This window comes from Inquilinus ginsengisoli (assembly GCF_050434925.1).
In the GTDB taxonomy this organism is placed as follows: domain Bacteria; phylum Pseudomonadota; class Alphaproteobacteria; order DSM-16000; family Inquilinaceae; genus Inquilinus; species Inquilinus ginsengisoli_B.
Genome location: NZ_JBNDJK010000001.1, coordinates 211,056 through 235,580, shown reverse-complemented (window position 1 = coordinate 235,580; position 24,525 = coordinate 211,056). Strand labels below are relative to the sequence as shown.

The window sequence follows — 24,525 nt, the reverse complement described above, 5'->3', positions numbered from 1 at the left end:
CGCTACTTCGCCCGGGCGAGCGCCAGCCACACCCCGCCGCCGATCAGGCACACGCCGCCGGTGCGCGACACCAGCCGTACGTGGCGGCGCGACAGCATGGTGCCGGCCCGGCCGGTCAGCAGCGCGTACATGCCATCGGACAGGGCGGCGACGACCAGGGCCGTGGCGCCCAGCAGCAGCACCTGGCTGGAGGAGTCTCCGCCGGGCTGCACGAACTGGGGAATGAAGGCGCCGAAGAACAGCAGCATCTTCGGGTTGCTCAGCGCCACCAGCAGGCCCTGCAGCACGAAGCCGCCGCGCGGCGGGCGCACGGGCTCGGCCAGCGTGTCCGGCGCGCGCAGCAGCTTCCAGCCGATCCAGACCAGATACGCCGCGCCGGCCAGGCGCAGCCAGTCGAACCAGTGGCCCATCGCCTCGACCACCGCGGCCAGGCCGACGACCAGCACGCCGAGCATCAGGACCAGCCCGATCTGCCCGCCGAGGATGTTCAGCAGCCCGGCACGGGTGCCGTGGGTCAGGCTGTTGGCGACGATCAGCGTCACCGACGGCCCCGGGATGATCGCCACCAGGATGCAGGCGGCGATATAGGCGAGATAGATCTCGATCGTCATGGGTGGTCTCCTCCGAACCGGACCGCCACGCTGTCACGCAACGCTTCGGCTGGGAAGATGGTCTTCGGCCCGTCGCATCGCCGTCTCGACTTAACCGGCAGGTTCATGAACAATCATCTCATTTCGGGGGGAGGATTGCCGTGAACCGATTGGCCTTCGTCGCATTGCTGGTGCTGGGGGCGTGCGCCGTCCAGCGGGCGGGCACCGACGAATTCGTGTCCTATGAATATGATCCGGGCTTCGAGTCGAAGGAGAGCCTGCAGGCCAAGGGCACGAAATACTGCGCCCAGTTCGGCCGCCGGGCGGAGGTGTTCAGCATGGGGCCGGTGGCCGACTACCTGCCCTCCGCGCTCACGCGGCAGACCGCAACGGTCAAATGCCTGCCGCCCGGTCCCTCGGCGACGGCTCCGGCCGCCCCGGCGGCGCCCCGTCCGCTGCAGGTGCCGCAGACGCCGGCCAGCTGAGGGCCATCAGCCCTTCGCCTTCGCCGCCATCGCCTGCTCGGCGATGATGCCCATCGAGGCGGCGGCGCCGCCCAGCGACCAGCCGCCATCGACCGGCAGCACCGCGCCGGTGATGAAGGCGGCGAGGGGCGAGGACAGCAGGCGGCAGGCGGCGGCGATGTCCTCGGCCACGCCCATCCGGCCCAGCGGCACGCTGCGCTGGACCAGGGCGCGGGCCTGCGGCGTCGGCGCCAGCCGGGCCATGCCCTCGGTCCCGTCGATCGGGCCGGGGATCACCGAGTTGATGCGGATGCCGTCGCGGCCCCATTCCAACGCCAGCACCCGGGTCAGCATGTCGACGCCGGCCTTGGCGGCGCAGACATGGGCCTGCATCGGCATCGGCGCCTCAGCCTGCGGGGCGGAGATGTTGATCACCGACGCCCCCGGCTTGCGCAGGAAGGGATGCGCCGCGCGCAGCACGTGGAAGCTGCCCAGCAGGTCGATGTCGACCACCGACTTGAAGCCGTTCGCCGACATGCCCAGCGCCGGCGCCGGGAAGTTCCCCGCCGCGCCGGAGACCAGCACGTCGAGATCGCCATAGGCGTCATGCGCCGCCTTCAGCGCCGCCTCGGTGGCGGCGTAGTCGCGGACGTCGGCGGCCGTGCCCATGGCCTCGGCGCCCGCCTCGCGCAGCCGCGCCACGGCCGCGTCGACCTTCTCCGGGTTGCGGCTCATCACCGCCACCCGCGCCCCGGCCCGGGCGAAGCCCAGCGCGATGCCGAGATTGATGCCGCTGGTGCCGCCGGCGACGAACACCGCCTTGCCGGCGAAGTCGATGGTCTCGGCCATGGGTCGCGTCCCCTAATGTGCCTCGGCCCAGCTGCGGCCGATGCCGGCCTCGGCGATCAGCGGCACCTCCAGCGTCGCGGCCGACTGCATCACCGCCTGCGCCACCTCGGCGGTGCGCTGCGCCTCGTCCTCTGGCGCCTCGAACAGCAGCTCGTCATGCACCTGCAGCAGCATGCGGGCCTTCAGCCCCTCCGCCGCCAGCGCATGCGGCAGTCTTCCCATGGCGCGCTTGATGATGTCGGCCGCGGTGCCCTGGATCGGCGCGTTGATCGCCTGGCGCTCGGCGAAGGCGCGGCGGGCCGGGTTCGGATCCTTGATCCCGGGCATGTGGCATTTGCGGCCGAACAGGGTCTCGACCCAGCCGCGCTCGCGGGCGATGCGCTTGGTCTCGTCCATCCAGGCCTTCAGCTCCGGCAGCCGGTCGAGATAGGCGCGGATGAAGGCGGTGGCCTCGCCCTGCGGAATGCCCAGCTGCGCCGCCAGGCCGAAGCCGGAGATGCCGTAGATGATGCCGAAATTGATCGCCTTGGCCTTGCGCCGGACATCCGGCGTCATCTCCGCCAGAGGCACGTTGAACACCTGGCTCGCGGTCATGGCGTGGATGTCGGTGCCGTCGAGGAAGGCCTGCTTCAGCAGCGCCACGCCGGCGATCTGCGCCACCAGCCGCAGCTCGATCTGGCTGTAGTCGACCGAGATCAGCTTGTGCCCGTCCTCCGCCACGAAGGCGTAGCGGATCTTGCGACCCTCCTCGGTGCGGATCGGGATGTTCTGCAGGTTCGGCTCGTTCGAGGACAGCCGGCCGGTGTTGGTCGCGGCCAGCGAGAACGAGGTGTGGACGCGCTGGCTCTTCTCGTTGATCTGGGCCTGCAGCGCGTCGGTGTAGGTGCCCTTCAGCTTGGCCAGCTGGCGCCATTCCAGGATCTGCGTGGCGATCGTCTGGCCCTGCGCCGCCAGCATCTCCAGCACGCTCGAATCGGTCGAGTATGCGCCGGTCTTGCTGCTCTTCTTGCCGCCGGCCAGGCCGAGGCGCTCGAACAGCACCTCGCCCAGCTGCTTCGGGCTGCCGACGTTGAACGGCCCCTTGGCCGAGAGATGGATCTCCGATTCCAGCGCTGCCATGCGCTCGGCGAATTCCAGCGACAGCCGGGCCAGCGCGACGCGGTCGACCTTGATCCCCGCCATCTCCATGTCGGAGATGACGCCGACCAGCGGCCGTTCGATGGTCTCGTAGACCGTCGTCATCCGCTCGCCCACCAGCCGCGGCTTCAGCAGCATGTGCAGGCGCAGGGTGATGTCGGCGTCCTCGGCGGCATAGGCCAGCGCCTTGTCCAGCGGCACCTTGTCGAAGGTGATGGCGTTCTTGCCGGTGCCGCAGACCGAGGCATAGGGGATGGTGCGGTGCTGCAGGTGCAGCTCCGACAGCTCGTCCATGCCGTGGCCATGCGCCCCGCCGTCGAGCACGTAGGAGATCAGCATGGTGTCGTCCCACGGCGTGATCGGCAGGCCGACATCGGGCCGGCCCAGCACATGGGCGTCGTATTTCAGGTTGTGCCCGACCTTCAGCACCGACGGGTCGACCAGCACCGGCCCGAGGATGCGGCGGATCTCGGCCAGCGTGAGCTGCACCAGCGCATCGCCGCCCAGCGCCAGCCCGCCGCCGTCGTCGCCGACATGGGCGATCGGGATGTAGCAAGCCTTGCCGGGAGCGACGGCCAGGGAGATGCCGCACAGCATCGCCGCCTCGGCGTCCAGCGAGTTGGTCTCGGTGTCGATCGCCAGCACCCCGGCCTCGACCGCCGCATCGGCCCAGCGCTGCAGCGCCGCCACGTCCTGCACCAGCTGGTAGTCCTGGGCGATCGCCTCGGGCTTGCCCGGCGCGGTCAGGTCCGGCTCGTCGCCGCCGGTGGTGCCCAGCTTGTCGAAGGCGGCCTCAACCCGGGTGATGGTCGAGCGGAACTCCATCTCCTCCAGGAACCGCACCAGCTTCGACCGGTCCGGCGGCCGCGCCACGATGCCCTCCAGCCCGAACGGCACCGGCGCGTCGCTGCGCAGCGTCACCAGCTGGCGGCTGATCCGTGCCTGCTCGGCATACTGGATCAGGGATTCGCGCCGCTTCGGCTGCTTGATCTCGCCGGCCCGGGCCAGCAGGGTGTCCAGGTCGCCATATTCGGTGATCAGCTGCGCCGCGGTCTTGATGCCGATGCCGGGCACGCCCGGCACATTGTCGACGCTGTCGCCGGCCAGGGACTGCACGTCGATCACCCGGTCCGGCATGACGCCGAACTTCTCCATCACCTCGGCCGCGTCGATCGGCTTGTTCTTGAGCGGGTCCAGCATGGTCACGCCGTCGCCGACCAGCTGCATCATGTCCTTGTCGGAGGAGACGATGACGACGCGCGACCCTTCCTCCCGCGCCATCCGGGCGTAGGTGGCGATGATGTCGTCGGCCTCGAAGCCCTCGATCTCGATCCCCGGCAGGTTGAAGGCCTCGCTGGTGGCGCGGATCAGCGGGAACTGCGGGATCAGCTCCTCCGGCGGGTCGGGCCGCTGCGCCTTGTAGGCGGGGTAGATCTCCTTGCGGAAACCGCGCTCCGACGCGTCGTAGATCACCGCCAGGTGGTCGGCGTCCAGGTCGGCCAGCAGGCGGATCAGCATGTTGGTGAAGCCGTAGACGGCGTTCACCGGCAGCCCGTCCGACTTGCGCATCATCATCGGTAGCGCGTGGAAGGCCCGGAAGATGTAGCCCGAGCCGTCGATCAGATAATAGGTCTTCGGCGTGGTCGACATCGGCGGGCCCTCTCCGGACGGGAACAGAGCGCGACCATGCCGCGCCGGAGGGCGGGTGTCCACCCGGTCGGGCGTCCGCTCAAGCTGGCTGGAACAGCTCGACCACGTTGCCGGACGGGTCCTCGCACAGGATCTGCTGGCCGCCGGGGCCGGTGACGATGTCATTGCGGAACCGGACGCCGCGTCCTCGCAGATCGGCGACCAGGGCCTCCAGGTCGTCGACCTGCAGCACGAATCGGTTCCAGCCGCCGGGCTCGGGCTTGCGGCCGTCCGGCATCGGCCGGCTGGCCGAGGCGCCGGGGCCGGCGACCCACAGGGTCAGCCCATCCCGCTCGAGGATCGCCATGTTCGGCCCGAACTGCTGCTGCAGCCGGAACCCCAGGCTGTCCCTGTAGAACGCGACCGCCTGGCTGACGTCATGGACGATGTACCGGACCGTCGGCATGGCATTGCCTCCCCGGTGAGTTCAGCCGACAGGATAGCCCGGTTGACGGGGCGGGGACAGCACATCGTAAAACTGATTGCAATATCGAACTGGTTGTCTTAGGAAAGCAGAAAGCATCATCACTCGGAGGATCGCCGCCATGTCCAAGCTCGTCGTCCGCGCCTTCTCCATCTCCCTGGACGGCTACGGCGCGGGGCCGGAGCAGAGCCTTGAAAACCCGCTCGGCAAGGGCGGCGAGGCGCTGCACGAATGGTTCATCCCCACCCCGACCTTCCGGGCCATGACCGGGAAGGAAGGCGGGGAGACCGGCATCGATGAGGACTTCGCCGCCCGCAGCTTCGAGAATGTCGGCGCCTGGATCCTCGGCCGGAACATGTTCGGGCCGGTGCGCGGCCCCTGGCCGGACGACAGTTGGAAGGGCTGGTGGGGCGACACCCCGCCCTATCACGTGCCGGTCTTCGTCCTGACCCACCACGCCCGTCCGTCGATCGAGATGAAGGGCGGCACCACCTTCCACTTCGTCACCGACGGCATCGATTCGGCGCTGCGCCAGGCGCGCGAGGCCGCGGGCGGCAAGGATGTGCGGGTCGGCGGCGGCGTCGCCACCGTCCAGCAGTATCTGCGCCAGCGCCTGATCGACGATATGCACATCGCCGTGTCGCCCCTTCTGCTGGGCAGCGGAGAGAGCCTGTTCGCCGGAATCGACCTGGCCGCCCTGGGCTATGCCTGCACCGAACAGGTCGGCTCGTCTCGCGCCACCCACTTCACGGTGACGAAGCAGGGCTGATCCGTCTCACCCCGGCCGGCCGCCGGCACCGCGTCCAGGCGCTGGCGGCCGGCCGCTGGTGCTCATGCGATGGCTTGAAGCCCTTTTTTCTGAACTACCGTTAGCAGGCGAAGCGCCGGACCGCCCGGCTTCTTGACGCCTCTCTCCCAATCCGAGACCAGATTCTTGCTGACGTTGAGATAGCGCGCAAAGACTGGCTGCGAGAGGTGCTCGCGTTCCCGGATGGCCCGGATCTCCTCGGGAGCCAAGGCCCGCACGGGGGTCAGGCAAGTCTCATCAAACTCACGCATCGTCTGCTTGTCGATCGCGCCGACCTCGTGCAGCGCTTCCATGGTCTCATGGATGGCGGCCAGCGCGTCACTGCGACACTTCTTCGCCATCGCCTTCTATCTCCACGAACTGCCTTCGTTCGACCAGCATGGCCAAGAGTTTATCCGAAAGGCCAAGCACATGTTTGGCCGCCTTCTTGAACGCCTCTTCTTCGTTGGCGTCGATGTTGGCTCGTTCATTCTTCGCAAACCCATAGACGAAGAAGGCGCGCTGTCCCTTCCGATACAGGATGATGGAGCGGTAGCCACCGGATTTCCCCTGACCGGAGCGTGCGATCCGCTGTTTCAGAACACCGCCGCCAAGCTCGGCATCGATCTGCCCCTTCTCGGCGCGAGTGATGGCATCCATTCAAAACGGCGTCAGGAATCCTGTGCTTTCGAGCAAATCGCTCGAACCAGGCATTCTTGAAAACCCTCACCGCCGCCTCATGGGTCAATAAGTATCATACAAAGTGTTATATTCCAAGATGTGCCTCAAGATCCGGATGGCATCGGCACCGGAACCGGCTTCAGCGCCAAGTCTCACCCCAGCAGCGCTGCCAGCACCGCGTCCAGGCGCTGGCGGCCGGCCGGGGTGGCGGTCAGGCGGGCCTCGTCCTCGGCCAGGAAGCCGCGGGCGACCAGCCGGTCCAGCTTGCGCCGATCGATCGCCCGGTCGAAGGGCAGGCCCATCTCGTCGGCGATGCGGGATTTCGGCACGCCCTCAGCCAGGCGCAGCCCCATCATCAGCATCTCGTCGCGGCGGGCCTCTGGCGGCACCGCCTCGCGCTCATGCTCGGCATGGTTGGCAGCCTCGACCCGCTCCAGCCACACCTCCGGCGCCCTATGGGTGCGGGTCCCCCACTTCCCGTCGTTCAGCGTCAGCCTGCCATGCGCGCCGGGGCCGATTCCGACATAGTCGCCATAGCGCCAGTAGGTCAGGTTGTGGCGCGATTCCTCGCCCGGCCGGGCGTGGTTCGAGATCTCGTAGCCGGGCAGGCCGGCGGCGCCCAGCACCTCGGCCGTGGCCTCGTACAGGGCGGCCTGGGTGTCCTCGTCCGGCAGCACCAGCTCGCCGCGGGAATACAGGGTATGGAAGCGGGTGCCCTGCTCGATGGTGAGCTGGTAGGCCGAGATATGGCCGACGGCATGGTCCAGCGCCCGGCGCAGCTCCGCCGTCCAGCCGGCCACGGTCTGGCCCGGCCGGGCGTAGATCAGGTCGAAGGAGAAGCGGTCGAAATGCCGGGCGGCCAAGCCGACGGCGGCCAGCGCCTCGTCGGCGGAATGGTTGCGGCCGAGGAAGCGCAGCGACGCCTCGTCCAGCGCCTGGACGCCGAGCGACACCCGGTTCACCCCGGCGGCGCGGAAGCCGGCGAAGAGGTGGGATTCGACCGAGGTCGGGTTCGCCTCCAGCGTGATCTCGACATCGGGCGCCAGGCCCCAGCGCTCGGCCGCGCGGTCGATCACCGCCGCCGTCGTGGCCGGCTGCATCAGCGATGGGGTGCCGCCGCCGAAGAAGATCGAGGTCAGCGTCCGACCGGGCGTCAGGTCGGCGAAATGGTCCAGCTCCGCCACCAGCGCCCGGCGCCAGCGCTCATGCTCGACCTGCTCCCGGACATGCGAGTTGAAGTCGCAATACGGGCATTTCGACCGGCAGAACGGCCAATGGACATAGAGGGCGAAGCCGGGGGCGGTCATCCGCCCTCGAAGCAGCGCGCCACCAGCTTGCGGAAGGCGTCGGCGCGGTGGCTCATGGCGTGCTTCTCGGCCGAGTCCATCTCGCCGAAGGTGCGGTCGTGGCCGTCCGGCACGAAGATCGGGTCGTAGCCGAAGCCCTTGGTCCCGCGGGCCGGCCAGACCAGCCGGCCGCGGATCTCGCCCTCGACCGTCTCGCAATGCCCGTCCGGCCAGCACAGCGACAGGGCGCAGACGAAGCGGGCGCTGCGGTCCGGATTGTCACCCAGCCTCAGCCGCACCTGCTCCATGGCATAGGCGAAGTCGCGGCCGGTCCCGTCGGGCTTCTCGGCCCAGCGGGCGGAGTAGATGCCGGGGGCGCCGCCCAGGCCGTTGACGGACACGCCGCTGTCGTCGGCCAGCGACGGCAGGCCGGTGGCCGCGGCGACGAAGCGGGCCTTCAGCTCGGCGTTGGCGATGTAGCTGTCGCCGGTCTCCTCCGGCTCCTGCACGCTGTGCTCGGCGGCCGAGGTCAGGCGCGGCACCCGGCCCTGCAGCAGGGCGGCGATCTCCGGGATCTTGCCCTTGTTGTGGCTGGCGATGACCAGGTGGTCGCCGGCGAAGCGGCGGGCGGGGGAGGCGACGTTCGTCATGATGGGCATCAGATACGCGCGGCGGAGGCTGGAATCAAAGGTCGCGGTTGGTGCACTGTGTCGCCTCCAACGCATGGCGGTGAGGGGCGAGGACGATGAAGGTCGCATTCCTGGGCATGGGCGTCATGGGCGCGCCGATGGCGGGGCATCTGGTCAAGGCGGGGCACGAGGTCACCGTCTTCAACCGCACCGCGGCGAAGGCCGAGGCCTGGGCGGAGCGTCACGGCGGACAATGGGCGCCGACCCCGGCCGAGGCGGCGAAGGGCGCCGCGGTCGTGTTCATGTGCGTCGGCAACGACGACGACATCCGCTCCGTGGCCCAGGGGCCGGACGGCGCCTTCGCCGGCATGTCCGGCAGCGCCATCCTGGTCGATCACACCACGGCGTCGGCCGACATCGCCCGCGAGCTGGAGGCCGAGGCCGACAAGCTCGGCTTCGGCTTCATCGACGCGCCGGTCTCCGGCGGCCAGGCGGGCGCCGAGAACGGCGTGCTGACGGTGATGTGCGGCGGGCGCGAGCCGGTCTTCGCCGTGGCCAAGCCGGTGATCGACAGCTACGCACGGGCCTGCACCCTGATGGGCCCGGCCGGCGCCGGCCAGCTGACCAAGATGGTCAACCAGATCTGCATCGCCGGTCTGGTCCAGGCTTTGGCGGAAGGGTTGAACTTCGCCCAGAAGGCCGGGCTCGACGGCAACCTGGTGCTCGACGTCATCTCCAAGGGCGCGGCCCAGAGCTGGCAGATGGAGAATCGCGGCCGCACCATGCTGCAGAACAAGTTCGACTTCGGCTTCGCCATCGACTGGATGCGCAAGGACCTCGGCATCTGCTTCCAGGAGGCCAAGCACAACGGCGCCCGGCTGCCGGTGACGGCGCTGGTCGACCAGTTCTACTCCGCGGTCCAGGCCAAGGCCGGCGGCCGGGTCGACACCTCGAGCTTGCTGCTGGCGCTGCAGGACTGAGGCCAGGATCACTTAAGCCGTCATCGCGAGGAGCGAAGCGACGTGGCGTTCCAGCGGCTGGATTTCTGGATCGCCACGCCCTGCGGGGTTCGCGATGACGGTTTTGTTGCGTTTTTCAACACGGTCCTCTCGCCTTGGGCTTATTCTCCTTTCGGGGAGGGATGCGCATGGCTTCGGATCTGTTCGATCGCCAGATGGCGATGTACACCAGCTTCCACCGTAACGGCCGCAACCGGCTGACCCATTTCTTCGGCATCCCGGCGATCATCCTGGCCGTGCTGGTGGCCCTGGCGACGGTGCCGCTCGGCAGCATCGGCGGCTGGCCGGCGACGCTGGCCGACCTCGTCGCCCTGCTGGTCTGGCTGCTGTGGATTTCTCTCGACCTCGGACTCGGCCTGGCCATGGCGGTTGTGGTGATTCCCGGGCTGATCGTCGCCCATGCCGTGGCCGGCGGCGCGGTCACCTGGATTGTGGCCGGCGTGCTGTTCGTCGGCGGCTGGGTGCTGCAGCTGGTCGGCCACGCCTATGAGGGCAAGCGGCCGGCCTTCCTGTCGAACCTGTTCCAGTTGCTGATCGGCCCGATGTTCCTGATGGCCGAGACCGCCTTCGCCCTCGGCCTGCGGACCGGTCTGAAGCACCGGGTCGAGGCCGCGGCGGATGCCCGTCAGTCGAGATAGGTCCAGCTGTCGGCGCCGTCGAAGCGGCGTACCGGCACGCCCTCGATCTCCGCCGGGTCGATCAGCCGGGCGTTGATCGCGACGCGCGCGACATCCCCGGCCGCCAGACCCTCCCAATGGGTGACGCAGCCGCAGGTCGGGCAGTGGTGGAGCGCCAGGGTGCGGTCACCCTGGATGTAGGGCACCGTGGTGCCGGCGCCCTGCACGATGGTCAGCTGGTCGCGCGCGTAATAGGCCCACAGCGTGCCGAGGCGGCGGCAGATCGAGCAGTTGCAGGAGGTCAGGCGCTGCGGCCGCTCCGCGACCTGCAGCCGGACGGCGCCGCAATGGCAGGAGGCTTCGATCATGGGGTCCTCATCGGCTCGGATTCCGGGATGATCCGCCTGCCATGCCCCGGCCGCAACCTACGGCCCGACCACGCCCGGCAGCTCGGCGCCGATGGCGCAGGACTCCAGGCCCTGAATCGCCTCCCAGAGATTGCCGGCCGCGATGCTGAGCACTTCCTCCGGCACCGGCTTGCCGCCGCGGGTCGCGGTGAAGCGCAGCATTGCCTCCTCGGCGTCGAGCATCTCCTGCAGCGCCGGCGAGTCCTCCAGCGTGAAGCGCCAGGTCGGCAGTCCGGGCGACGTGACCGGCACCGCGACGGCGCGGCCGCCCAGTTGCAGCTCGGCGGTGCCGTCGGGATCGAAGCGGTTGCCCGATTCGGCCAGGCCGGGGGCGGAGACGGTGATCTCGATCCGGCCCTGATCGTCGCGCCGGACCCATTCGGTCTGGCCGGGCTGTCTGTCGAGGCGCAGGAAGCAGACATTGCCCGGCAGCCGGTACAGGACCGGGCCGCCACCTTCGGGCGCGTAGTCGATCAGCTTCTCGGCATGGGGCAGGGCGGCGACGGTCCGTGAGGCCGTCGCCAGCCCGTCACCGACCTGCGGCAGGCCCGGAACCAGGACGGCGGCAAGCGCCGTGAGCAGCGCCAGGAGGCCGAGCATCAACCCTCTCCCGCGTGGTGGGGCCGCAGGATTTCACGGCCCCGGCCGCAGCTCAAGCGGCGCCGCATCGCGGAGGGTCTCAGCCCTCGCCGAGCGCCGCCTTCTGGATCGCCGCCAGCTCGGCCGTGCCCTGCTCTGCCAGCACCAGCAGCGCCTCGAACTCGGCCCGGCTGAACGGGGTCTGCTCCGCCGTCGCCTGCACCTCGACCAGCCCGCCCTTGCCGGTGATGACGAAGTTGGCGTCGGCCTGGGCGGTCGAATCCTCGGCATAGTCGAGGTCCAGCACCGCCTGCCCCTGATGCAGGCCGCAGGAGATCGCGGCGACGCTGTCGGTCAGCGGCAGCGCCTTGATCTTGCGGATCTGCACCAGGTGGCGCAGCGCCAGAACCAGCGCGACATAGCCGCCGGTGATCGCGGCGGTGCGGGTGCCGCCATCGGCCTGCAGCACGTCGCAATCGACCTTGATCTGGATCTCGCCCAGCGCCTTCAGGTCGGTGACGGCGCGCAGCGACCGGCCGATCAGGCGCTGGATCTCCTGGGTCCGCCCGGTCTGCTTGCCGCGCGCGGCCTCGCGGTCGGTGCGCTGGTCGGTGGCCCGCGGCAGCATGCCGTACTCCGCCGTCACCCAGCCCTTGCCGCCGTTCTTCAGCCAGGACGGCACCCGGTCGTCGACCGAGGCGGTGCACAGCACATGGGTGTCGCCGAACTTCACCAGGCACGAGCCCTCGGCGTATTTGTTGACGTCGGTCTCGAGGCTGATGGCGCGCAGGGCGTCGATGGCGCGTCCGGACGGTCGCATGAGGTCGCTTTCTGTTCTCGGCGAGGGTCGCGCACGCTATCCTCGACGGTCCTGCCCGTAAAGCCCGGCACGTTGATTCGGGTCAGACGGCCCCTACATAGCGTGGCGACGGCCATGAGCATGCTGAACGAACTCTCGACCCGATCCGGCGGCCAAGCGTTCCGGGACCTCGACGAGCGCTCGCGGGAGATCTTCCGCCAGATCGTCGACGCCTATGTCCAGTCCGGCGAGCCGGTGGGCAGCCGCACCCTGTCGCGCCGGCTCGGCATGTCGCTGTCGCCGGCGACGATCCGCAACGTCATGGCGGATCTCGAGGATGCCGGGCTGCTCTACGCGCCGCACACCTCGGCCGGGCGAATGCCGACCGATGCCGGCCTGCGCCTGTTCGTGCACGGGCTGATGCAGCTCGGCGATGTCGGCGAGAGCGAGCGGGCCTCGATCGATGCGATGTGCGCCCAGGCCGGGCGCGGCGTATCGGAGATGCTGGAGGAGGCGACCTCGGCCCTGTCCGGCCTGTCCGCCTGCGCCGGGCTGGTGCTGGCGCCGAAGACCGACCGGCCGCTGAAGCATATCGAGTTCGTCAACCTGTCGCCCGGCCGCGCCCTGGTGGTGCTGGTCACCGAGGACGGGATCGTCGAGAACCGGGTGCTGGAGGTGCCGCTGGGCCTGCCGGCCTCGACCTTCGTCCACGTCACCAACTACCTCAACGCCCGCATCGTCGGCCGCACCATCGGCGAGGCCCGGACCGATGTGCTGGGCGAGATCGAGGCGCAGAAGAGCCAGCTCGACAGCCTTGCGGCCAAGGTGGTCTCGGCCGGCCTCGCCACCTGGAGCGGTGGCGGGGGCGGCACTCTGATCGTCAAGGGCCAATCGCGCCTGCTCAACGACGTCACCGCGCTGGAGGATCTGGAGCGCATCCGCGGCCTGTTCCAGGCGCTGGAGACCAAGGAAGCGCTGCTCAAGATGCTCGACGCCGCCAATGCCGCCGAGGGCGTGCAGATCTTCATCGGCGCCGAGAACGGACTGTTCAGCCACACCGGCTGCTCGATGATCATCGCCCCGTACAAGGGCGGCGACCAGCGCGTGGTCGGCGCCGTCGGCGTGATCGGGCCGACCCGGCTGAACTATGCGCGCATCATCCCGATGGTGGATTACACCGCGAAGATGATAGGCCGTCTCCTCAGAACCAACGAGACCACGAACCAGGTAGCATGATGCACAACAAGACGATGTCCGCCGAGCACCGCCCCGACGCGACGGAGCCGGAGACCGGGGCCGCCGGGCCCGAGGTCGAGGGTGTCGCCGACTCCGAGACCGCTGGGGTTACCGACGACACGGCCCTGGCCGGGGCGCTGGAGCGCATCGCGGAGCTCGAGGCCGAGACTGCCAAGCTGAAGGACCAGGCGCTGCGGGCGCTGGCCGAGACCGAGAACATCCGCCGCCGGTCGGAGCGCGAGCGCGAGGACACGGCGAAATACGCCATCTCCGGCTTCGCCAAGTCGCTTCTGGACGCCGCCGACAACCTGCGCCGCGCCATCGACGCGGTGCCGGCCGGGGCGGTCGAGGCGGATGCGGCGCTGAAGACCCTGGTCGACGGCGTTGCCGCCACCGAGCGCCAGTTGCTGGCCGCCTTCGAGCGTCACGGCGTGACCCGGATCGAGCCGGTCGGCGAGGCCTTCGACCCGAACTTCCACCAGGCCATGTTCGAGCTGCCGGGCACCGGCAAGCCGGCCGGGACCATCGTCCAGGTGATGCAGCCCGGCTATGTGCTGCAGGGCCGGCTGCTGCGCCCGGCCATGGTCGGCGTGGCCCGGGCCGAATGATGCGCCGCCTCGGCCTCCTGGCGATGCTGCTGGCGGTGGCGGTCGGCGCCGCCGCCTGCGAACGGTCGGAGAAGCCGGCCAAGGGCGTTTATATGGGCGCCGGTGGCGGCGTGTCCGTGCCGTCCTAAGGTATCTGGCGAGTTCACAGGTCTCAGGCCGGCAGTACGACGTCGACGTAAAAGGCGCGTAGCCTCTCCCGCAACAGCCCGTGTGAGAAGTGTGGGGATTTGCTTGAGGGGTCAGAGGGGACAGAAGATTTAGGTCGAGTGGGCCAGTCATGGCCCGGCGGGAGTGGGTTGGAGGGCGGCGAGGAGGAGTGGGACGCCGCGGGTGGTGATGGTTCGCTTGAGATTGAAGGCGAGAACCATGAGGGCGAGTTCGGCCTTGGCCTTGCGCCGGCCGCGGAGCAGGAAGCGTGGATAGCCCATCATCCATTTGATGATGCCGAAGGGGTGTTCGACGAGTTCGCGGCGGCGCTGCATCCAGCCGGGATCCTCGACGGCACGGCGGTGCATGGCCTCGCGGGCGTCTTCATGGAAGTGGCGGGTGACCTTGCGCCGTTTGCCCCTGGTGCATTGGACCTTGATGGCACAAGCGGCGCAGGCCGGAGTGGCATAGGTGTTCTTCTGCTCGGGTTGGGAGACCGAGACGAGGGTGAGGATCTCGCCGGCCGGGCAGGTCCAGCAGTCGCGGGCCGGGTCGTAGGTGAAGGCGTCGCGGGAGAACAGATCGGCGTTCTTGGGATTGACGACCGTCTGGCGCGGCACCACGGCGGTGATGCCGGCCTCGGCGCAGGCTTGGCCCTGGGTGCCGTTGGAATAGCCGGTGTCGGCGACCACGGTCAGGGTCTCGACCGCCAGGCTCTCCTTGGCCGCCTGGGCCATCGGCAGGAGCTGGGTCTGATCGTTGCAGTCCCGGGTCAGATCGAAGGCGGCGATCAGGCCGTGTTTGCCGTCGACCGCGCTCTGGGCGTTGTAGGCGACTTGATGGCCATGGCGGGCGGTCTTCATCAAGCGGGCGTCGGGCTCGCTGGTCACGGTCTGACTGAGCCCTGCCCCGGCCAGGGCCTTGGCCTGGGCCTGGACCGTGTCGCGCTTGGCCTGCAGCACCGCCAGGGCCCGGGCCACATCGGTCGGTCCGGCCTCCGTCGCCGCCTCCTGGCGGTCGGCTTCGTCCATCGCCGCCAGATACTCGGCGATCTTGGCGTCCAGCGCCGCCGCCCGCTTCTCCAGCAGCGCCGGCGTCAGCACCTTCTTGCGGCTGGCCACGGCCTCGATCTTGCTGCCGTCGATGGCGACCAGTTCACCGCCATACAGCGATTGCCCGCGGCAGAACTGCATGAAGGCGCGGCACACCCCGGTGATGGCCGCGACATGGTCGCGGCGGAAGTCGGCGATGGTCTTGAAGGCGGGGGTGATCCGGTTGACCAGCCAGTGCACTTCGAGGTTGCGCACGCATTCCCGCTCCAGCCGCCGGCTCGACCGCATCTGATTGAGGTAGCCGTAGATGTACAGCTTCAACAAATCGCCGGGATGGTACGGCGGCCTGCCCGTGCTCTCCGCCTCCACCTTGCCGAACTTCAGATCCCTCAGGTCCAGCGTGGCCACAAACGCGTCGATCACCCGCACCGGATGCTCGGCAGCGACGATCTCGTCCAGGCTCGGTGCCATCAGCAACCGCTGATACCGCGACTCCCCCGTCACATGAACCATCACCGCCACTCCGAATGTCTTGTCGAAGCAGTAGATCACACCGGACCGGCCTCTAGAATCCCCCGCCAGTGGGTTTCCACACGGGCTGGCAAGCGGGAGAGGCTACGCGGATTGTGGTCGAGAGATATGTGAATGTCGTAGCCTGACGCAGCCGGCGACACGAAACCGTCATCGAGAACAGGTAGCGTCGCCGTCCCCCGCATGATCGCGGTATCCTGAGGCTCGCTGTTCGAGGCGCGTGCGCATGGCCGGACCGATCTATCGCCACCTGTTCGGCATCGGGGTGATCGCCGCCCTGGTGATCGCGCTGCTGCTGCTGGCGGCCGGCGCCGACGGGATCGGCGTCTGGCTGGCGGCGGCCGGCGTGGTGGCGGTGGTCGGCGTCGCCGGCATCTTCGCCTGGCGCCTGCTGCGCGACCTCGACCTGCTGCGCCGCCACATCGAGGCGTCGACCGCCGAGGCGCCGGAGCGGCCGCCGCGGCCTTCGACCGAGATCGGCCAGATCCTGTTCCTGCATTTGCAGCGGCTCCAGCGCCACGCTCGCGGCCGCGAGCGCAGCCTGGCGGTCGAGCTGCAGACCGCGTCGGAGATCCTGGAGGCGCAGGACGACCCGATCCTGGTGCTGGCCGGCGACCGCAGCGTGCTGCGCGCCAACGAGGCCGCCGGGCGGCTGTTCGGCGACCGGCTGCTGGGCCGCGACATGGCCGAGGCGATCCGCCATCCGGAGATCGTCGCCGCGGTCGACGCCGTGCTTTCCGGCGGCCCGATCCAGACCGTGGCGCTGAACCTGCCGGTGCCGATCGAACGCGAATTCGAGGTCCGGATCCAGCGCTTCGAGCGGCGTGGCGATCCCGGCGAGCGCGAATCCGACGACCGGCCCGAGCCGGCGCTGCTGGTCACCTTCTACGACCTGACCGCCACCAAGCGGGTCGAGCAGATGCGGGCCGACTTCGTGGCCAATGCCAGCCACGAGCTGCGCACGCCGCTGTCCAGCCTGATGGGCTTCATCGAGACGCTGCGCGGCCCGGCGCGGGACGATTCGGCGGCGCGCGAACGCTTCCTCGGCATCATGCAGCAGCAGGCCGAGCGCATGTCGCGGCTGGTCAACGACCTGCTGTCGCTGTCGCGGATCGAGCTGGACGAGCATGTGCCGCCGACCGGGCGGGTCGCGGTCGGGCCGCTGCTGCAATCGGTGGCCGACGCGCTCGAGCTCAAGGCCCAGCGCAAGGCGCAGCGGCTGGAGCTCGACCTGGCGCCGGACCTGCCGCAGGTGGTCGGCGATTCCGACCAGCTGTACCAGGTGTTCCAGAACCTGGTGTCGAACGCGATCAACTACGGCCGCCAGGGCGGCGTGGTCGGCCTGGCGGCGCGGAGCTCGACCGAAGGCCGGCGGACCAGCCTGGTCGTCAGCATCACCGACCAGGGCGACGGCATCGCCCGTGAGCACCTGCCGCGGCTGACCGAACGGTTCTACCGGGTCGACCCGGCGCGCAGCCGCGCCGTAGGCGGCACCGGCCTCGGCCTCGCCATCGTCAAGCACATCGTCAGCCGCCACCGCGGCCGGCTGGAGATCGACAGCGAGGTCGGCCGCGGCAGCGTCTTCACCGTTTTTCTGCCGGCCGCCCCAGGCGGCAAGCCGTCCGGCCGGGCCCTTCATAAAACTGTAACCGAACTGTCTTAAAAGCGTCTGCGGCGGTGTCTATAGCCTGCGCTCGGAACGGGGCGCTGGTCGCCTGACCGGGCGAAGCCATCAGGCTCGTCCCACCACCACAGGAGATTCGCGTGAAGCTTTTTTCACGAACCATCCTTCGCAGCGCGGTGCTCGGCGCGGCGGTTGCGCTCGTGGCGGGCGCGTCCCAGGCGGCCGACATTTCCGGCGCCGGCGCCACCTTCCCCTACCCGGTCTACGCCAAATGGGCCGATTCCTATAAGAAGGAGACCGGGATCGGCCTGAACTACCAGTCGATCGGTTCGGGCGGCGGCATCAAGCAGATCAAGGAAAAGACCGTCACCTTCGGCGCCTCGGACATGCCGCTGAAGCCGGAGGATCTCGACGCCGCCGGCCTTGTGCAGTTCCCGATGATCATGGGCGGCGTCGTGCCGGTCGTGAACGTCCCGGGCATCGCGCCGGGCCAGCTGACCCTCAGCGGCGACCTGGTCGCGCAGATCTATCTCGGCGACATCACCGCCTGGAACGACGACAAGATCAAGGCGCTGAACCCGGGCGTCGAGCTGCCGGACACCGCCATCGCCCCGGCCTACCGGTCGGACGGGTCGGGCACCAACTTCCTGTTCACCACCTATCTCTCGTCGGTGAACGCCAAGTTCAAGGACACGGTCGGCGCCAACTCCTCGGTGCAGTGGCCGGCCGGCATCGGCGCCAAGGGCAATGAGGGCGTCGCCAACACCGCCAAGCAGACCGAAGGCGCGATCGGCTATGTCGAATACGCCTACGCCAAGCAGAACAAGCTGACCTACGTCAAGCTGGTCAACAAGGACGGCAAGGCGGTCGACCCGACGATCAAGAGCTTCCAGGCCGCGGCCTCGGCCGCCGATTGGGCCAATGCCAAGGGCTACTACGTCATCCTGACCAACGAGCCGGGTGCCGAGAGCTGGCCGATCACCGGCGCCAGCTTCATCCTGATGTACAAGCAGCCGCAGGATCCGGTCGCTTCGGCCACCGCGCTGCAGTTCTTCGCCTGGGCCTATGGCCAGGACAAGCTGGCGGAGGACCTCGACTACGTGCCGATGCCGGACGCGGTGGTCGAGATGGTCCACAAGACCTGGGCCGACAGCATCAAGGGCGCCGACGGCAAGCCGGTCTGGACCGCCTCGAAGTGATCGCCGGCAACGGCTGATCGATTGGGCGCCGTGCGAATTTCCGCACGGCGCCGCCTGTTTCCCAGGGCAAGGTGATCGATGGTGGACGCCACCTATCAGAAGATCGGGCCGCGGATCAACGCGCGGACCGCAGCGCGGCAGCGCGCGACAGACACCGGCTTCCGCCTGGTCACGCTGTTCTTCGCCGTGCTGGTGCTGGCGATCCTCGGCGGGGTGATCCTGTCGCTGATCATCGGCGCCATGCCGGCGCTGCAGACCTTCGGCTTCGGCTTCGTCGCCAACGAGGTCTGGAACCCGGTCACGGAGAAATTCGGCGCGCTGGCGCCGATCTACGGCACGTTGATGACCTCGCTGATCGCCATGCTGATCGGCGTCCCGATCAGCTTCGGCATCGCCATCTTCCTGACCGAGCTGTGCCCGCCGGTGCTGAAGCGGCCGCTCGGCATCGCCATCGAGCTCCTGGCCGGCATCCCCAGCATCATCTACGGCATCTGGGGCTTCTTCGTGCTGGCGCCGATCCTGCAGCAGACGGTGCAGCCCTTCCTGATCCAGACGCTCGGCAAGCTTCCCTGGATCGGCATCTTCTTTGCCGGCCCGCCCTACGGCATCGGCATCTTCACCGCCGGGCTGATCCTGGCGATCATGGTGCTGCCCTTCATCACCTCGATCATGCGCGACGTGTTCGAGACGGTGCCGCCGCTGCTCAAGGAATCGGCCTACGGCCTGGGTGCGACGACCTGGGAGGTGGTGTGGAAGGTGGTGCTGCCCTACTGCCGCGTCGGCGTGGTCGGCGGCGTCATGCTCGGCCTCGGCCGGGCGCTGGGCGAGACCATGGCGGTGACCTTCGTCATCGGCAACGCCCACCGCATCTCGAACTCGATCCTGGCGCCGGGCACCACTATCTCGGCCTCGATCGCCAATGAGTTTACCGAGGCCGTCGGCGACCTCTACACCTCGTCGCTGATCGCGCTGGGCCTCGTGCTCTTCGTCATCACCTTCATCGTCCTGGCCTTGGCCAAGATCCAGCTGCTGCGGCTGCAGCGCAAGACGGGGGGCTAGGACATGCCGGCTTCATCCGCGCTCTACGCCCGGCGCCGCGCCGTCAACAAGGTGGCGCTCGCCATCTCGGTCGGCGCCGCCGCCTTCGGCCTCATGTGGCTGGTCTGGATTCTCGCCACGCTGGTGGCCAACGGCCTCTCCGCCATCACGCCGGCCCTGTTCACGGAATCGACGCCGCCGCCCCCGGGCGAGGGCGGCGGCCTGCTGAACGCGATCTTCGGCAGCCTGGTCATGACCGTGGTCGGCACGCTGATCGGCACCCCGGTCGGCATCCTCGCCGGCACCTACCTGGCCGAGTTCGGCAAGACCAGCAAGCTGGCCGAGGTGATCCGCTTCATCAACGACATCCTGCTCAGCGCTCCCTCGATCGTCATCGGCCTGTTCGTCTACGAGATCATGGTGTCGTCGATGGGCCATTTCTCGGCCTGGGCCGGCGCCGTGGCGCTGTCGATCATCGCCATGCCGGTGGTGATCCGCACCACCGAGGACATGCTGAAGCTGGTGCCGAACACCCTGCGCGAGGCCGCCGCCGCGCTGGGTTCGCCGCAGTGGAAGGTGGTGCTGATGATCTGCTACCGCGCCGCGCGCAACGGCATGATCACCGGCGTGCTGCTGGCGGTCGCCCGGATCAGCGGCGAGACGGCGCCGCTGCTGTTCACCGCCCTGAACAACCAGTTCTGGAGCACGGACATGAACGCGCCGATGGCCAACCTGCCGGTGGTCATCTTCCAGTTCGCGCTCAGCCCCTATGAGGACTGGCAGCGCCTGGCCTGGGGCGGCGCGCTTCTGATCACGGTGACGATCCTTCTCCTCAACATCATCGCCCGGGCGCTCTCCTCGCTCGGCGGCAAGCAGGGCTGACGGTCATGACAGGCAATGGTGCTCAGGTGACGACGCTCGACATGAACATCAATGTCGAGCGCCCGACCGATCTCGGCCGCGATCTGCGCGAGAAGATCTCAGTCCGCAACCTGTCCTTCTTCTACGATGACAACGAGGCGCTGAAGAAGATCAGCCTGCCGCTGTACGAGCGCCGCGTTACCGCCTTCATCGGTCCCTCGGGCTGCGGAAAGTCGACGCTGCTGCGCATCCTGAACCGGATGTACGATTTGTATCCGAAGCAGCGCGCCGCCGGCGAGGTGCTGCTGGACGGCGAGAACATCCTCAGCTCGAAGCAGGACGTGAACCTGCTGCGGGCCCGGGTCGGCATGGTGTTCCAGAAGCCGACGCCGTTCCCGATGTCGATCTACGACAACGTCGCCTTCGGCATCCGGCTGTACGAGAAGCTGGGCCAGGCCGAGATGGACGGCCGCATCGAGGCGGCGCTGCGCCGCGCCGCGCTGTGGGACGAGGTCAAGGACAAGCTGAGGAAGAGCGGCACCAGCCTCTCCGGCGGCCAGCAGCAGCGCCTGTGCATCGCCCGCACCATCGCGATGCAGCCCGACGTGCTGCTGCTCGACGAGCCGACCTCGGCGCTCGACCCGATCTCGACCGCGAAGATCGAAGAGCTGATCGACGAGCTGAAGACCGACTACACGATCGCGATCGTCACCCACAACATGCAGCAGGCGGCCCGCGCCGCCGACTTCACCGCTTTCATGTATCTTGGCGAGCTGGTCGAGTTCGGCGAGACGTCGGAGCTGTTCACCAGCCCGAAGAACGAGCGGACGCACAGCTACATCACCGGCCGCTTCGGCTGAGCCGGGGGTCAGAAGGATCAGCGCCATGGCAAACGAACATATCGTCAAGTCCTTCGACCAGGAGCTCGAGGCCCTGCGCCGCACCATCGTGCAGATGGGCGGCCTGGCCGAAAGCCAGCTCGAGCTCGCCATCCAGGCGGTGGTGCGGCGCGACGCCGACCTCGCCGGCCGGGTGATGCGCAGCGACGAGCAGATGGACGCCTACGAGGCCTCGGTCGATGCCGCGGTGGTCCAGATCCTGGCCCTGCGCCAGCCCTTCGCAGCCGACCTGCGCGAGGTGATCTCGGCCCTGCGCATCGCCTCGGACCTGGAGCGGATCGGCGACTACGCCGCCAACATCGCCAAGCGGTCCCTGGCCCTGGCCCAGGTGCCGGTGGTCCGGCCGGTGGCGACGCTGCCGCGCATGGGCCGGATGGTGCAGCAGATCATCAAGGACGTGCTCGACGCCTATACCGAGCGCGACCTGGACAAGGCGCTGTCGGCCTGGCGCCAGGACGAATCGGTCGACGACCTCTACACCAGCCTGTTCCGCGAGACCCTCACCTACATGATGGAGGATCCGCGCAACATCACCCCCTGCACCCATCTGCTGTTCATCGCCAAGAACATCGAGCGGATCGGCGACCACGCCACCAACATCGCCGAGCTGATCCACTTCCTGCTCACGGGCAAGCCGGTGAAGGATGCGCGGCCGAAGGGCGATTCCTCCTCCTTCACCGTCGTCACCCCCGAGGCCAAGCCGGAGGAGAGCGCATGAGGGCCGGCATCCAGCCGCTGGTTCTGGTGGTCGAGGACGAAGTCGACCTCGTCACCCTCCTGACCTACAACCTCGAGCGCGAGGGCTTCCGCGTCCTCGCCGCCTATGACGGCGAGGAGGCGCTGCTGCTGGCCAGCGAGCAGCGCCCGGACCTGGTGCTGCTCGACTGGATGCTGCCGCATCTCTCCGGCATCGAGGTCTGCCGCCAGCTGCGCCGCGGCGCCAAGACCCGGGACATCCCGGTGATCATGCTGACCGCGCGGGGCGAGGAGGGGGACCGCGTCCGCGGCCTCGATTCCGGTGCCGACGACTACGTCGCCAAGCCGTTCTCGACGCCGGAGCTGATGGCCCGGATCAAGGCGGTGCTGCGCCGCACCTCGCCGTCCAGCGCCGGCGACATCCTCAGCTACGCCGATCTCAGCATGGATCTCGGCGGCCACCGCGTTCGCCGCGGCAACCGCGACGTCCATCTCGGCCCGACCGAGTTCCGCCTGCTGCGCCACTTCATGCAGCATCCCGGCCGGGTGTTCAGCCGCGAGCAGCTGCTCGACATCGTCTGGGGCCACGACGTCTATGTCGAGCCGCGCACCGTCGACGTCCATATCCGGCGCCTGCGCAAGGCGCTGAACGACGACAGCGAGACCGACCTGATCCGCACCGTCCGCTCCGCCGGCTATTCGCTCGACGTCCAGGCGCAGGCCTGAGCCCGGGAACTTTCTGCAAAGACAGGCGGTTGTCCCCGACAAACGGCACGGAGGTGTCGCATGAGCAAGGATTCCTGGCTGTATCTCCGGTTGTGGTTCCGCTCGCCGCTGAAGGTCGCGGCCTGGGCGCCGTCAGGCCCCGCCGTGGCCCGCGCCTTTGCCCGGCACATCGATCCTCGCTGCAGCGACCCGGTGCTCGAGCTCGGCGCCGGCAGCGGCAGCCTGACCGAAGGGCTGCTGGCGACCGGGCTGCCGCCGGAGAAGCTGGTGGTGGTCGAGAAGATGCCGGAGTTCTGCGCCGTACTGCGCCAGCGCTTCCCCGGCGTCACGGTGCTGGAGGGCGACGTGGCCGAGATCGGCCCGATGCTGGATCAGGCCGGCATCAAGCGGCTGTCGGTGGTGGCGTCCAGCCTGCCGATCATCTGGTTCCCGCTGGACCTGCAGCGCCGCATCATCGACGCCGCCTTCGCCCGCATGGGCCGGTCGGGTCGCTTCCTGCAGCTGACCAACCAGATCCTGTCGCCGCTGCCGCGGCGCAAGCTGGGGTTGCAGGGCCGGATGGTCGATTTCGTCTGGCGCAACCTGCCGCCGCTCGGCGCCTGGAGCTACCGCCGCCAGACGGGTTTGCCTGACGCGGCCTGAGACCGGCGTCGCGGACGTCCCAAAGAAACAGCCCGCGCCACCCTTCAGCGGCGCGGGCTTTCCTGTGAGCAGACGGTCAGTTGCCCGGCGCGCTCGGAACGAACCAGCCACTGGGTAGGCCGTTGGACTGGCGCCGCGGCTCGCCGGCGTCGGCGACCTGCTGCGGCGCCGGGACGCGCGCGGGCTTGGCCGAGGCTGCGACGCGGACCGGCGGGGCGTCGGGAATCGGCGCCATCCGGGTCGGCGCCACCGCCGCACGGGGCGCCGGCGCATCCGGGATCGGCGCCATGCGCACCGGCGCGGGGGCCGCCGGACGGATGACCGGGGTCGCGGCGGCGACCTGGCTGCTGCCGTCGGGGATCGGCGCCATCCGCACCGGGGCCGGGGCCACCTGACGCGCGACCGGGGCGGCCACGGCGACCTGGATGCCGGCGTCCGGGATCGGCTGCATCCGCACCACGCCGGGCTGCTGCACCACACGGACCGGCGGCAGTGCCGAGGCCGTGCTCGACCCGTCCGGGATCGGCTGCATCGCGGCGACCACGGTGGTGCCGCGAGTCGACGAGCCGTCGGGAATCGGCTGCATGGCCGCGACCACCGTCGTGTTCCGCATCGACGACCCGTCCGGGATCGGCTTCATCGCCGCCACCACGGTGGTGTTGCGGCTGGACGACCCGTCGGGGATCGGCGCCATGCGGATCGGCGCCGGCACCTTCTGCTGGATCTGGGCGGCGGCGTACTGGGTCATCCGGTCGGTGCCGCCCTTGCCCGGCATGATGCCGGCAATCTGCGGCGCGATGATGTCCATGTAGCGCTCGGTCTCGCGCGGCAGCGGCCGGCCTTCCTCGACATACTGGCGGTACCGCTCCGGCCCGGCATTGTAGGCGCCGAGGAAGCCGGGATAGCCGTACAGGTCGTACATCTCGCGGATATAGGCGGCGCCGGCCAGGATGTTGTCGCGCGGCTCATAAGCGTCGGGGCCCAGGCCGTGGACGTAGCGCAGCTCGTCATAGGTGCCGGGCATCACCTGCATCAGCCCCATGGCGCCGGCATGACTGGTGATCGGCTGGCCGCCCTTCCAATGGGTCCGGCCGCCGCTCTCCACATGCATCACCGCCCGGATCCACTCCTCGGGGATGTCGAAGCGGCGCGAGGCGTCGTGGATCTCGGCGCCCCAGGGGCCGCTGGCGACCACGGCGGGTTTCGGCTTCGGAGCCTCGGCGCAGGCGGCAAGCAGCCCCGCGAGCAAGGCCGTGGCCGCAACCGTCCTGGTCCAGCGGAATGTCCCTGGCATCTTCCCCTCCATGCT

The 24,525-nt window shown here is 69.0% G+C and carries 28 protein-coding genes; 15 read left to right on the top strand and 13 right to left on the bottom strand.

The window, feature by feature from the left end:
• Window positions 1-2: 2 nt before the first annotated feature.
• Complete coding sequence (locus QFZ27_RS01180; protein ID WP_429224248.1) at window positions 3-611, bottom strand: LysE family translocator; 609 nt, start codon at window positions 609-611, stop codon at window positions 3-5.
• A gap of 140 nt (window positions 612-751) precedes the next feature.
• Between QFZ27_RS01180 and QFZ27_RS01175 the strand changes: the two genes are divergently transcribed.
• Entirely contained in the window at window positions 752-1,075 is a 324-nt protein-coding gene (locus tag QFZ27_RS01175) for a hypothetical protein (protein WP_429224247.1), read from the top strand.
• Window positions 1,076-1,081: 6 nt separating this feature from the next.
• Here QFZ27_RS01175 and QFZ27_RS01170 read toward each other — a convergent pair whose 3' ends face one another.
• The 3 genes from QFZ27_RS01170 to QFZ27_RS01160 all read right to left on the bottom strand — a co-directional run bounded on the left by QFZ27_RS01170 (window position 1,082) and on the right by QFZ27_RS01160 (window position 5,135).
• The gene (locus QFZ27_RS01170) at window positions 1,082-1,903 is read right to left on the bottom strand and encodes an SDR family oxidoreductase (RefSeq protein ID WP_429224246.1); all 822 of its coding nucleotides are present in this window, start codon (window positions 1,901-1,903) and stop codon (window positions 1,082-1,084) included.
• A gap of 12 nt (window positions 1,904-1,915) precedes the next feature.
• Entirely contained in the window at window positions 1,916-4,690 is a 2,775-nt protein-coding gene (gene polA, locus QFZ27_RS01165; RefSeq protein WP_429224245.1) for a DNA polymerase I, read from the bottom strand.
• A 79-nt stretch (window positions 4,691-4,769) separates the two neighbouring features.
• Window positions 4,770-5,135, bottom strand: coding sequence for a VOC family protein (locus QFZ27_RS01160; protein WP_429224244.1), 366 nt, complete (start codon window positions 5,133-5,135; stop codon window positions 4,770-4,772).
• Window positions 5,136-5,274: 139 nt separating this feature from the next.
• Here QFZ27_RS01160 and QFZ27_RS01155 point away from each other — a divergent pair, with 139 nt between their 5' ends.
• Window positions 5,275-5,922 carry a dihydrofolate reductase family protein gene (locus QFZ27_RS01155; protein ID WP_429224243.1) on the top strand — a complete coding sequence of 216 codons (648 nt, stop codon included), beginning with the start codon at window positions 5,275-5,277 and terminating at the stop codon, window positions 5,920-5,922.
• 62 nt (window positions 5,923-5,984) lie between these two features.
• On the opposite strand, the gene QFZ27_RS01150 is transcribed toward QFZ27_RS01155, so the two are convergent.
• The 4 genes from QFZ27_RS01150 to rdgB all read right to left on the bottom strand — a co-directional run bounded on the left by QFZ27_RS01150 (window position 5,985) and on the right by rdgB (window position 8,557).
• Window positions 5,985-6,302: a helix-turn-helix domain-containing protein gene (locus QFZ27_RS01150; RefSeq protein WP_429224242.1), complete on the bottom strand. Its 318-nt coding sequence runs from the start codon at window positions 6,300-6,302 to the stop codon at window positions 5,985-5,987.
• Window positions 6,280-6,600 (bottom strand): type II toxin-antitoxin system RelE/ParE family toxin, encoded by a 321-nt coding sequence (locus tag QFZ27_RS01145; RefSeq protein ID WP_429224241.1) that lies wholly within the window; start codon window positions 6,598-6,600, stop codon window positions 6,280-6,282. Before QFZ27_RS01145 ends, QFZ27_RS01150 begins: the two co-directional genes overlap by 23 nt.
• A 173-nt stretch (window positions 6,601-6,773) precedes the next feature.
• Entirely contained in the window at window positions 6,774-7,928 is a 1,155-nt protein-coding gene (gene hemW, locus QFZ27_RS01140; protein WP_429224240.1) for a radical SAM family heme chaperone HemW, read from the bottom strand.
• The gene (gene rdgB, locus QFZ27_RS01135; RefSeq protein WP_429224239.1) at window positions 7,925-8,557 is read right to left on the bottom strand and encodes an RdgB/HAM1 family non-canonical purine NTP pyrophosphatase; all 633 of its coding nucleotides are present in this window, start codon (window positions 8,555-8,557) and stop codon (window positions 7,925-7,927) included. Before rdgB ends, hemW begins: the two co-directional genes overlap by 4 nt.
• Window positions 8,558-8,652: 95 nt before the next feature.
• Here rdgB and QFZ27_RS01130 point away from each other — a divergent pair, with 95 nt between their 5' ends.
• A complete protein-coding gene (locus tag QFZ27_RS01130; RefSeq protein ID WP_429224238.1) occupies window positions 8,653-9,516 on the top strand; it encodes an NAD(P)-dependent oxidoreductase in 864 nt (287 codons plus the stop codon).
• A 167-nt stretch (window positions 9,517-9,683) separates the two neighbouring features.
• A complete protein-coding gene (locus QFZ27_RS01125) occupies window positions 9,684-10,193 on the top strand; it encodes an Mpo1 family 2-hydroxy fatty acid dioxygenase (protein ID WP_429224237.1) in 510 nt (169 codons plus the stop codon).
• On the opposite strand, the gene QFZ27_RS01120 is transcribed toward QFZ27_RS01125, so the two are convergent.
• The 3 genes from QFZ27_RS01120 to rph all read right to left on the bottom strand — a co-directional run bounded on the left by QFZ27_RS01120 (window position 10,181) and on the right by rph (window position 11,978).
• A complete protein-coding gene (locus QFZ27_RS01120) occupies window positions 10,181-10,540 on the bottom strand; it encodes a GFA family protein (RefSeq protein WP_429224236.1) in 360 nt (119 codons plus the stop codon). The genes QFZ27_RS01125 and QFZ27_RS01120 overlap by 13 nt on opposite strands.
• 57 nt (window positions 10,541-10,597) lie before the next feature.
• Window positions 10,598-11,179: a hypothetical protein gene (locus tag QFZ27_RS01115; protein ID WP_429224235.1), complete on the bottom strand. Its 582-nt coding sequence runs from the start codon at window positions 11,177-11,179 to the stop codon at window positions 10,598-10,600.
• Between the two features lie 79 nt (window positions 11,180-11,258).
• Window positions 11,259-11,978: a ribonuclease PH gene (gene rph, locus QFZ27_RS01110; protein WP_429224234.1), complete on the bottom strand. Its 720-nt coding sequence runs from the start codon at window positions 11,976-11,978 to the stop codon at window positions 11,259-11,261.
• Between the two features lie 114 nt (window positions 11,979-12,092).
• On the opposite strand from rph, the gene hrcA reads away from it, so the two are divergent.
• The 3 genes from hrcA to QFZ27_RS01095 are packed head-to-tail and all read left to right on the top strand — an operon-like array spanning window position 12,093 to window position 13,929.
• Window positions 12,093-13,193, top strand: a complete 1,101-nt coding sequence (gene hrcA / locus QFZ27_RS01105) for a heat-inducible transcriptional repressor HrcA (protein WP_429224233.1) — start codon at window positions 12,093-12,095, stop codon at window positions 13,191-13,193.
• On the top strand, window positions 13,190-13,801 hold the full coding sequence (grpE, locus tag QFZ27_RS01100) for a nucleotide exchange factor GrpE (RefSeq protein ID WP_429224232.1): 612 nt from the start codon (window positions 13,190-13,192) through the stop codon (window positions 13,799-13,801). The genes hrcA and grpE overlap by 4 nt, the downstream gene beginning before the upstream one ends.
• On the top strand, window positions 13,798-13,929 hold the full coding sequence (locus tag QFZ27_RS01095; RefSeq protein ID WP_429224231.1) for a hypothetical protein: 132 nt from the start codon (window positions 13,798-13,800) through the stop codon (window positions 13,927-13,929). Before grpE ends, QFZ27_RS01095 begins: the two co-directional genes overlap by 4 nt.
• Before the next feature lie 147 nt (window positions 13,930-14,076).
• On the opposite strand, the gene QFZ27_RS01090 is transcribed toward QFZ27_RS01095, so the two are convergent.
• Entirely contained in the window at window positions 14,077-15,513 is a 1,437-nt protein-coding gene (locus tag QFZ27_RS01090) for an IS1182 family transposase (RefSeq protein WP_429224230.1), read from the bottom strand.
• Between the two features lie 244 nt (window positions 15,514-15,757).
• On the opposite strand from QFZ27_RS01090, the gene QFZ27_RS01085 reads away from it, so the two are divergent.
• The 8 genes from QFZ27_RS01085 (at window position 15,758) to QFZ27_RS01050 (ending at window position 23,216) form a co-directional block, all read left to right on the top strand.
• Complete coding sequence (locus QFZ27_RS01085; RefSeq protein WP_429224229.1) at window positions 15,758-17,194, top strand: ATP-binding protein; 1,437 nt, start codon at window positions 15,758-15,760, stop codon at window positions 17,192-17,194.
• Between the two features lie 101 nt (window positions 17,195-17,295).
• Window positions 17,296-18,354, top strand: coding sequence for a phosphate ABC transporter substrate-binding protein PstS (gene pstS, locus QFZ27_RS01080; RefSeq protein WP_429224228.1), 1,059 nt, complete (start codon window positions 17,296-17,298; stop codon window positions 18,352-18,354).
• A gap of 78 nt (window positions 18,355-18,432) precedes the next feature.
• Entirely contained in the window at window positions 18,433-19,413 is a 981-nt protein-coding gene (pstC, locus tag QFZ27_RS01075) for a phosphate ABC transporter permease subunit PstC (RefSeq protein ID WP_429224227.1), read from the top strand.
• Window positions 19,414-19,416: 3 nt separating this feature from the next.
• Window positions 19,417-20,274 (top strand): phosphate ABC transporter permease PstA, encoded by an 858-nt coding sequence (pstA, locus tag QFZ27_RS01070; RefSeq protein ID WP_429224226.1) that lies wholly within the window; start codon window positions 19,417-19,419, stop codon window positions 20,272-20,274.
• A gap of 26 nt (window positions 20,275-20,300) precedes the next feature.
• Window positions 20,301-21,113 (top strand): phosphate ABC transporter ATP-binding protein PstB, encoded by an 813-nt coding sequence (pstB, locus tag QFZ27_RS01065; RefSeq protein WP_429224225.1) that lies wholly within the window; start codon window positions 20,301-20,303, stop codon window positions 21,111-21,113.
• Between the two features lie 25 nt (window positions 21,114-21,138).
• Window positions 21,139-21,870: a phosphate signaling complex protein PhoU gene (gene phoU / locus QFZ27_RS01060; RefSeq protein ID WP_429224224.1), complete on the top strand. Its 732-nt coding sequence runs from the start codon at window positions 21,139-21,141 to the stop codon at window positions 21,868-21,870.
• Window positions 21,867-22,574, top strand: a complete 708-nt coding sequence (gene phoB, locus QFZ27_RS01055; protein ID WP_342238341.1) for a phosphate regulon transcriptional regulator PhoB — start codon at window positions 21,867-21,869, stop codon at window positions 22,572-22,574. Before phoU ends, phoB begins: the two co-directional genes overlap by 4 nt.
• 60 nt (window positions 22,575-22,634) lie before the next feature.
• A complete protein-coding gene (locus tag QFZ27_RS01050; RefSeq protein WP_429224223.1) occupies window positions 22,635-23,216 on the top strand; it encodes a class I SAM-dependent methyltransferase in 582 nt (193 codons plus the stop codon).
• Window positions 23,217-23,292: 76 nt separating this feature from the next.
• On the opposite strand, the gene QFZ27_RS01045 is transcribed toward QFZ27_RS01050, so the two are convergent.
• Window positions 23,293-24,510 (bottom strand): lytic transglycosylase domain-containing protein, encoded by a 1,218-nt coding sequence (locus QFZ27_RS01045; protein ID WP_429224222.1) that lies wholly within the window; start codon window positions 24,508-24,510, stop codon window positions 23,293-23,295.
• Window positions 24,511-24,525: the final 15 nt, after the last annotated feature.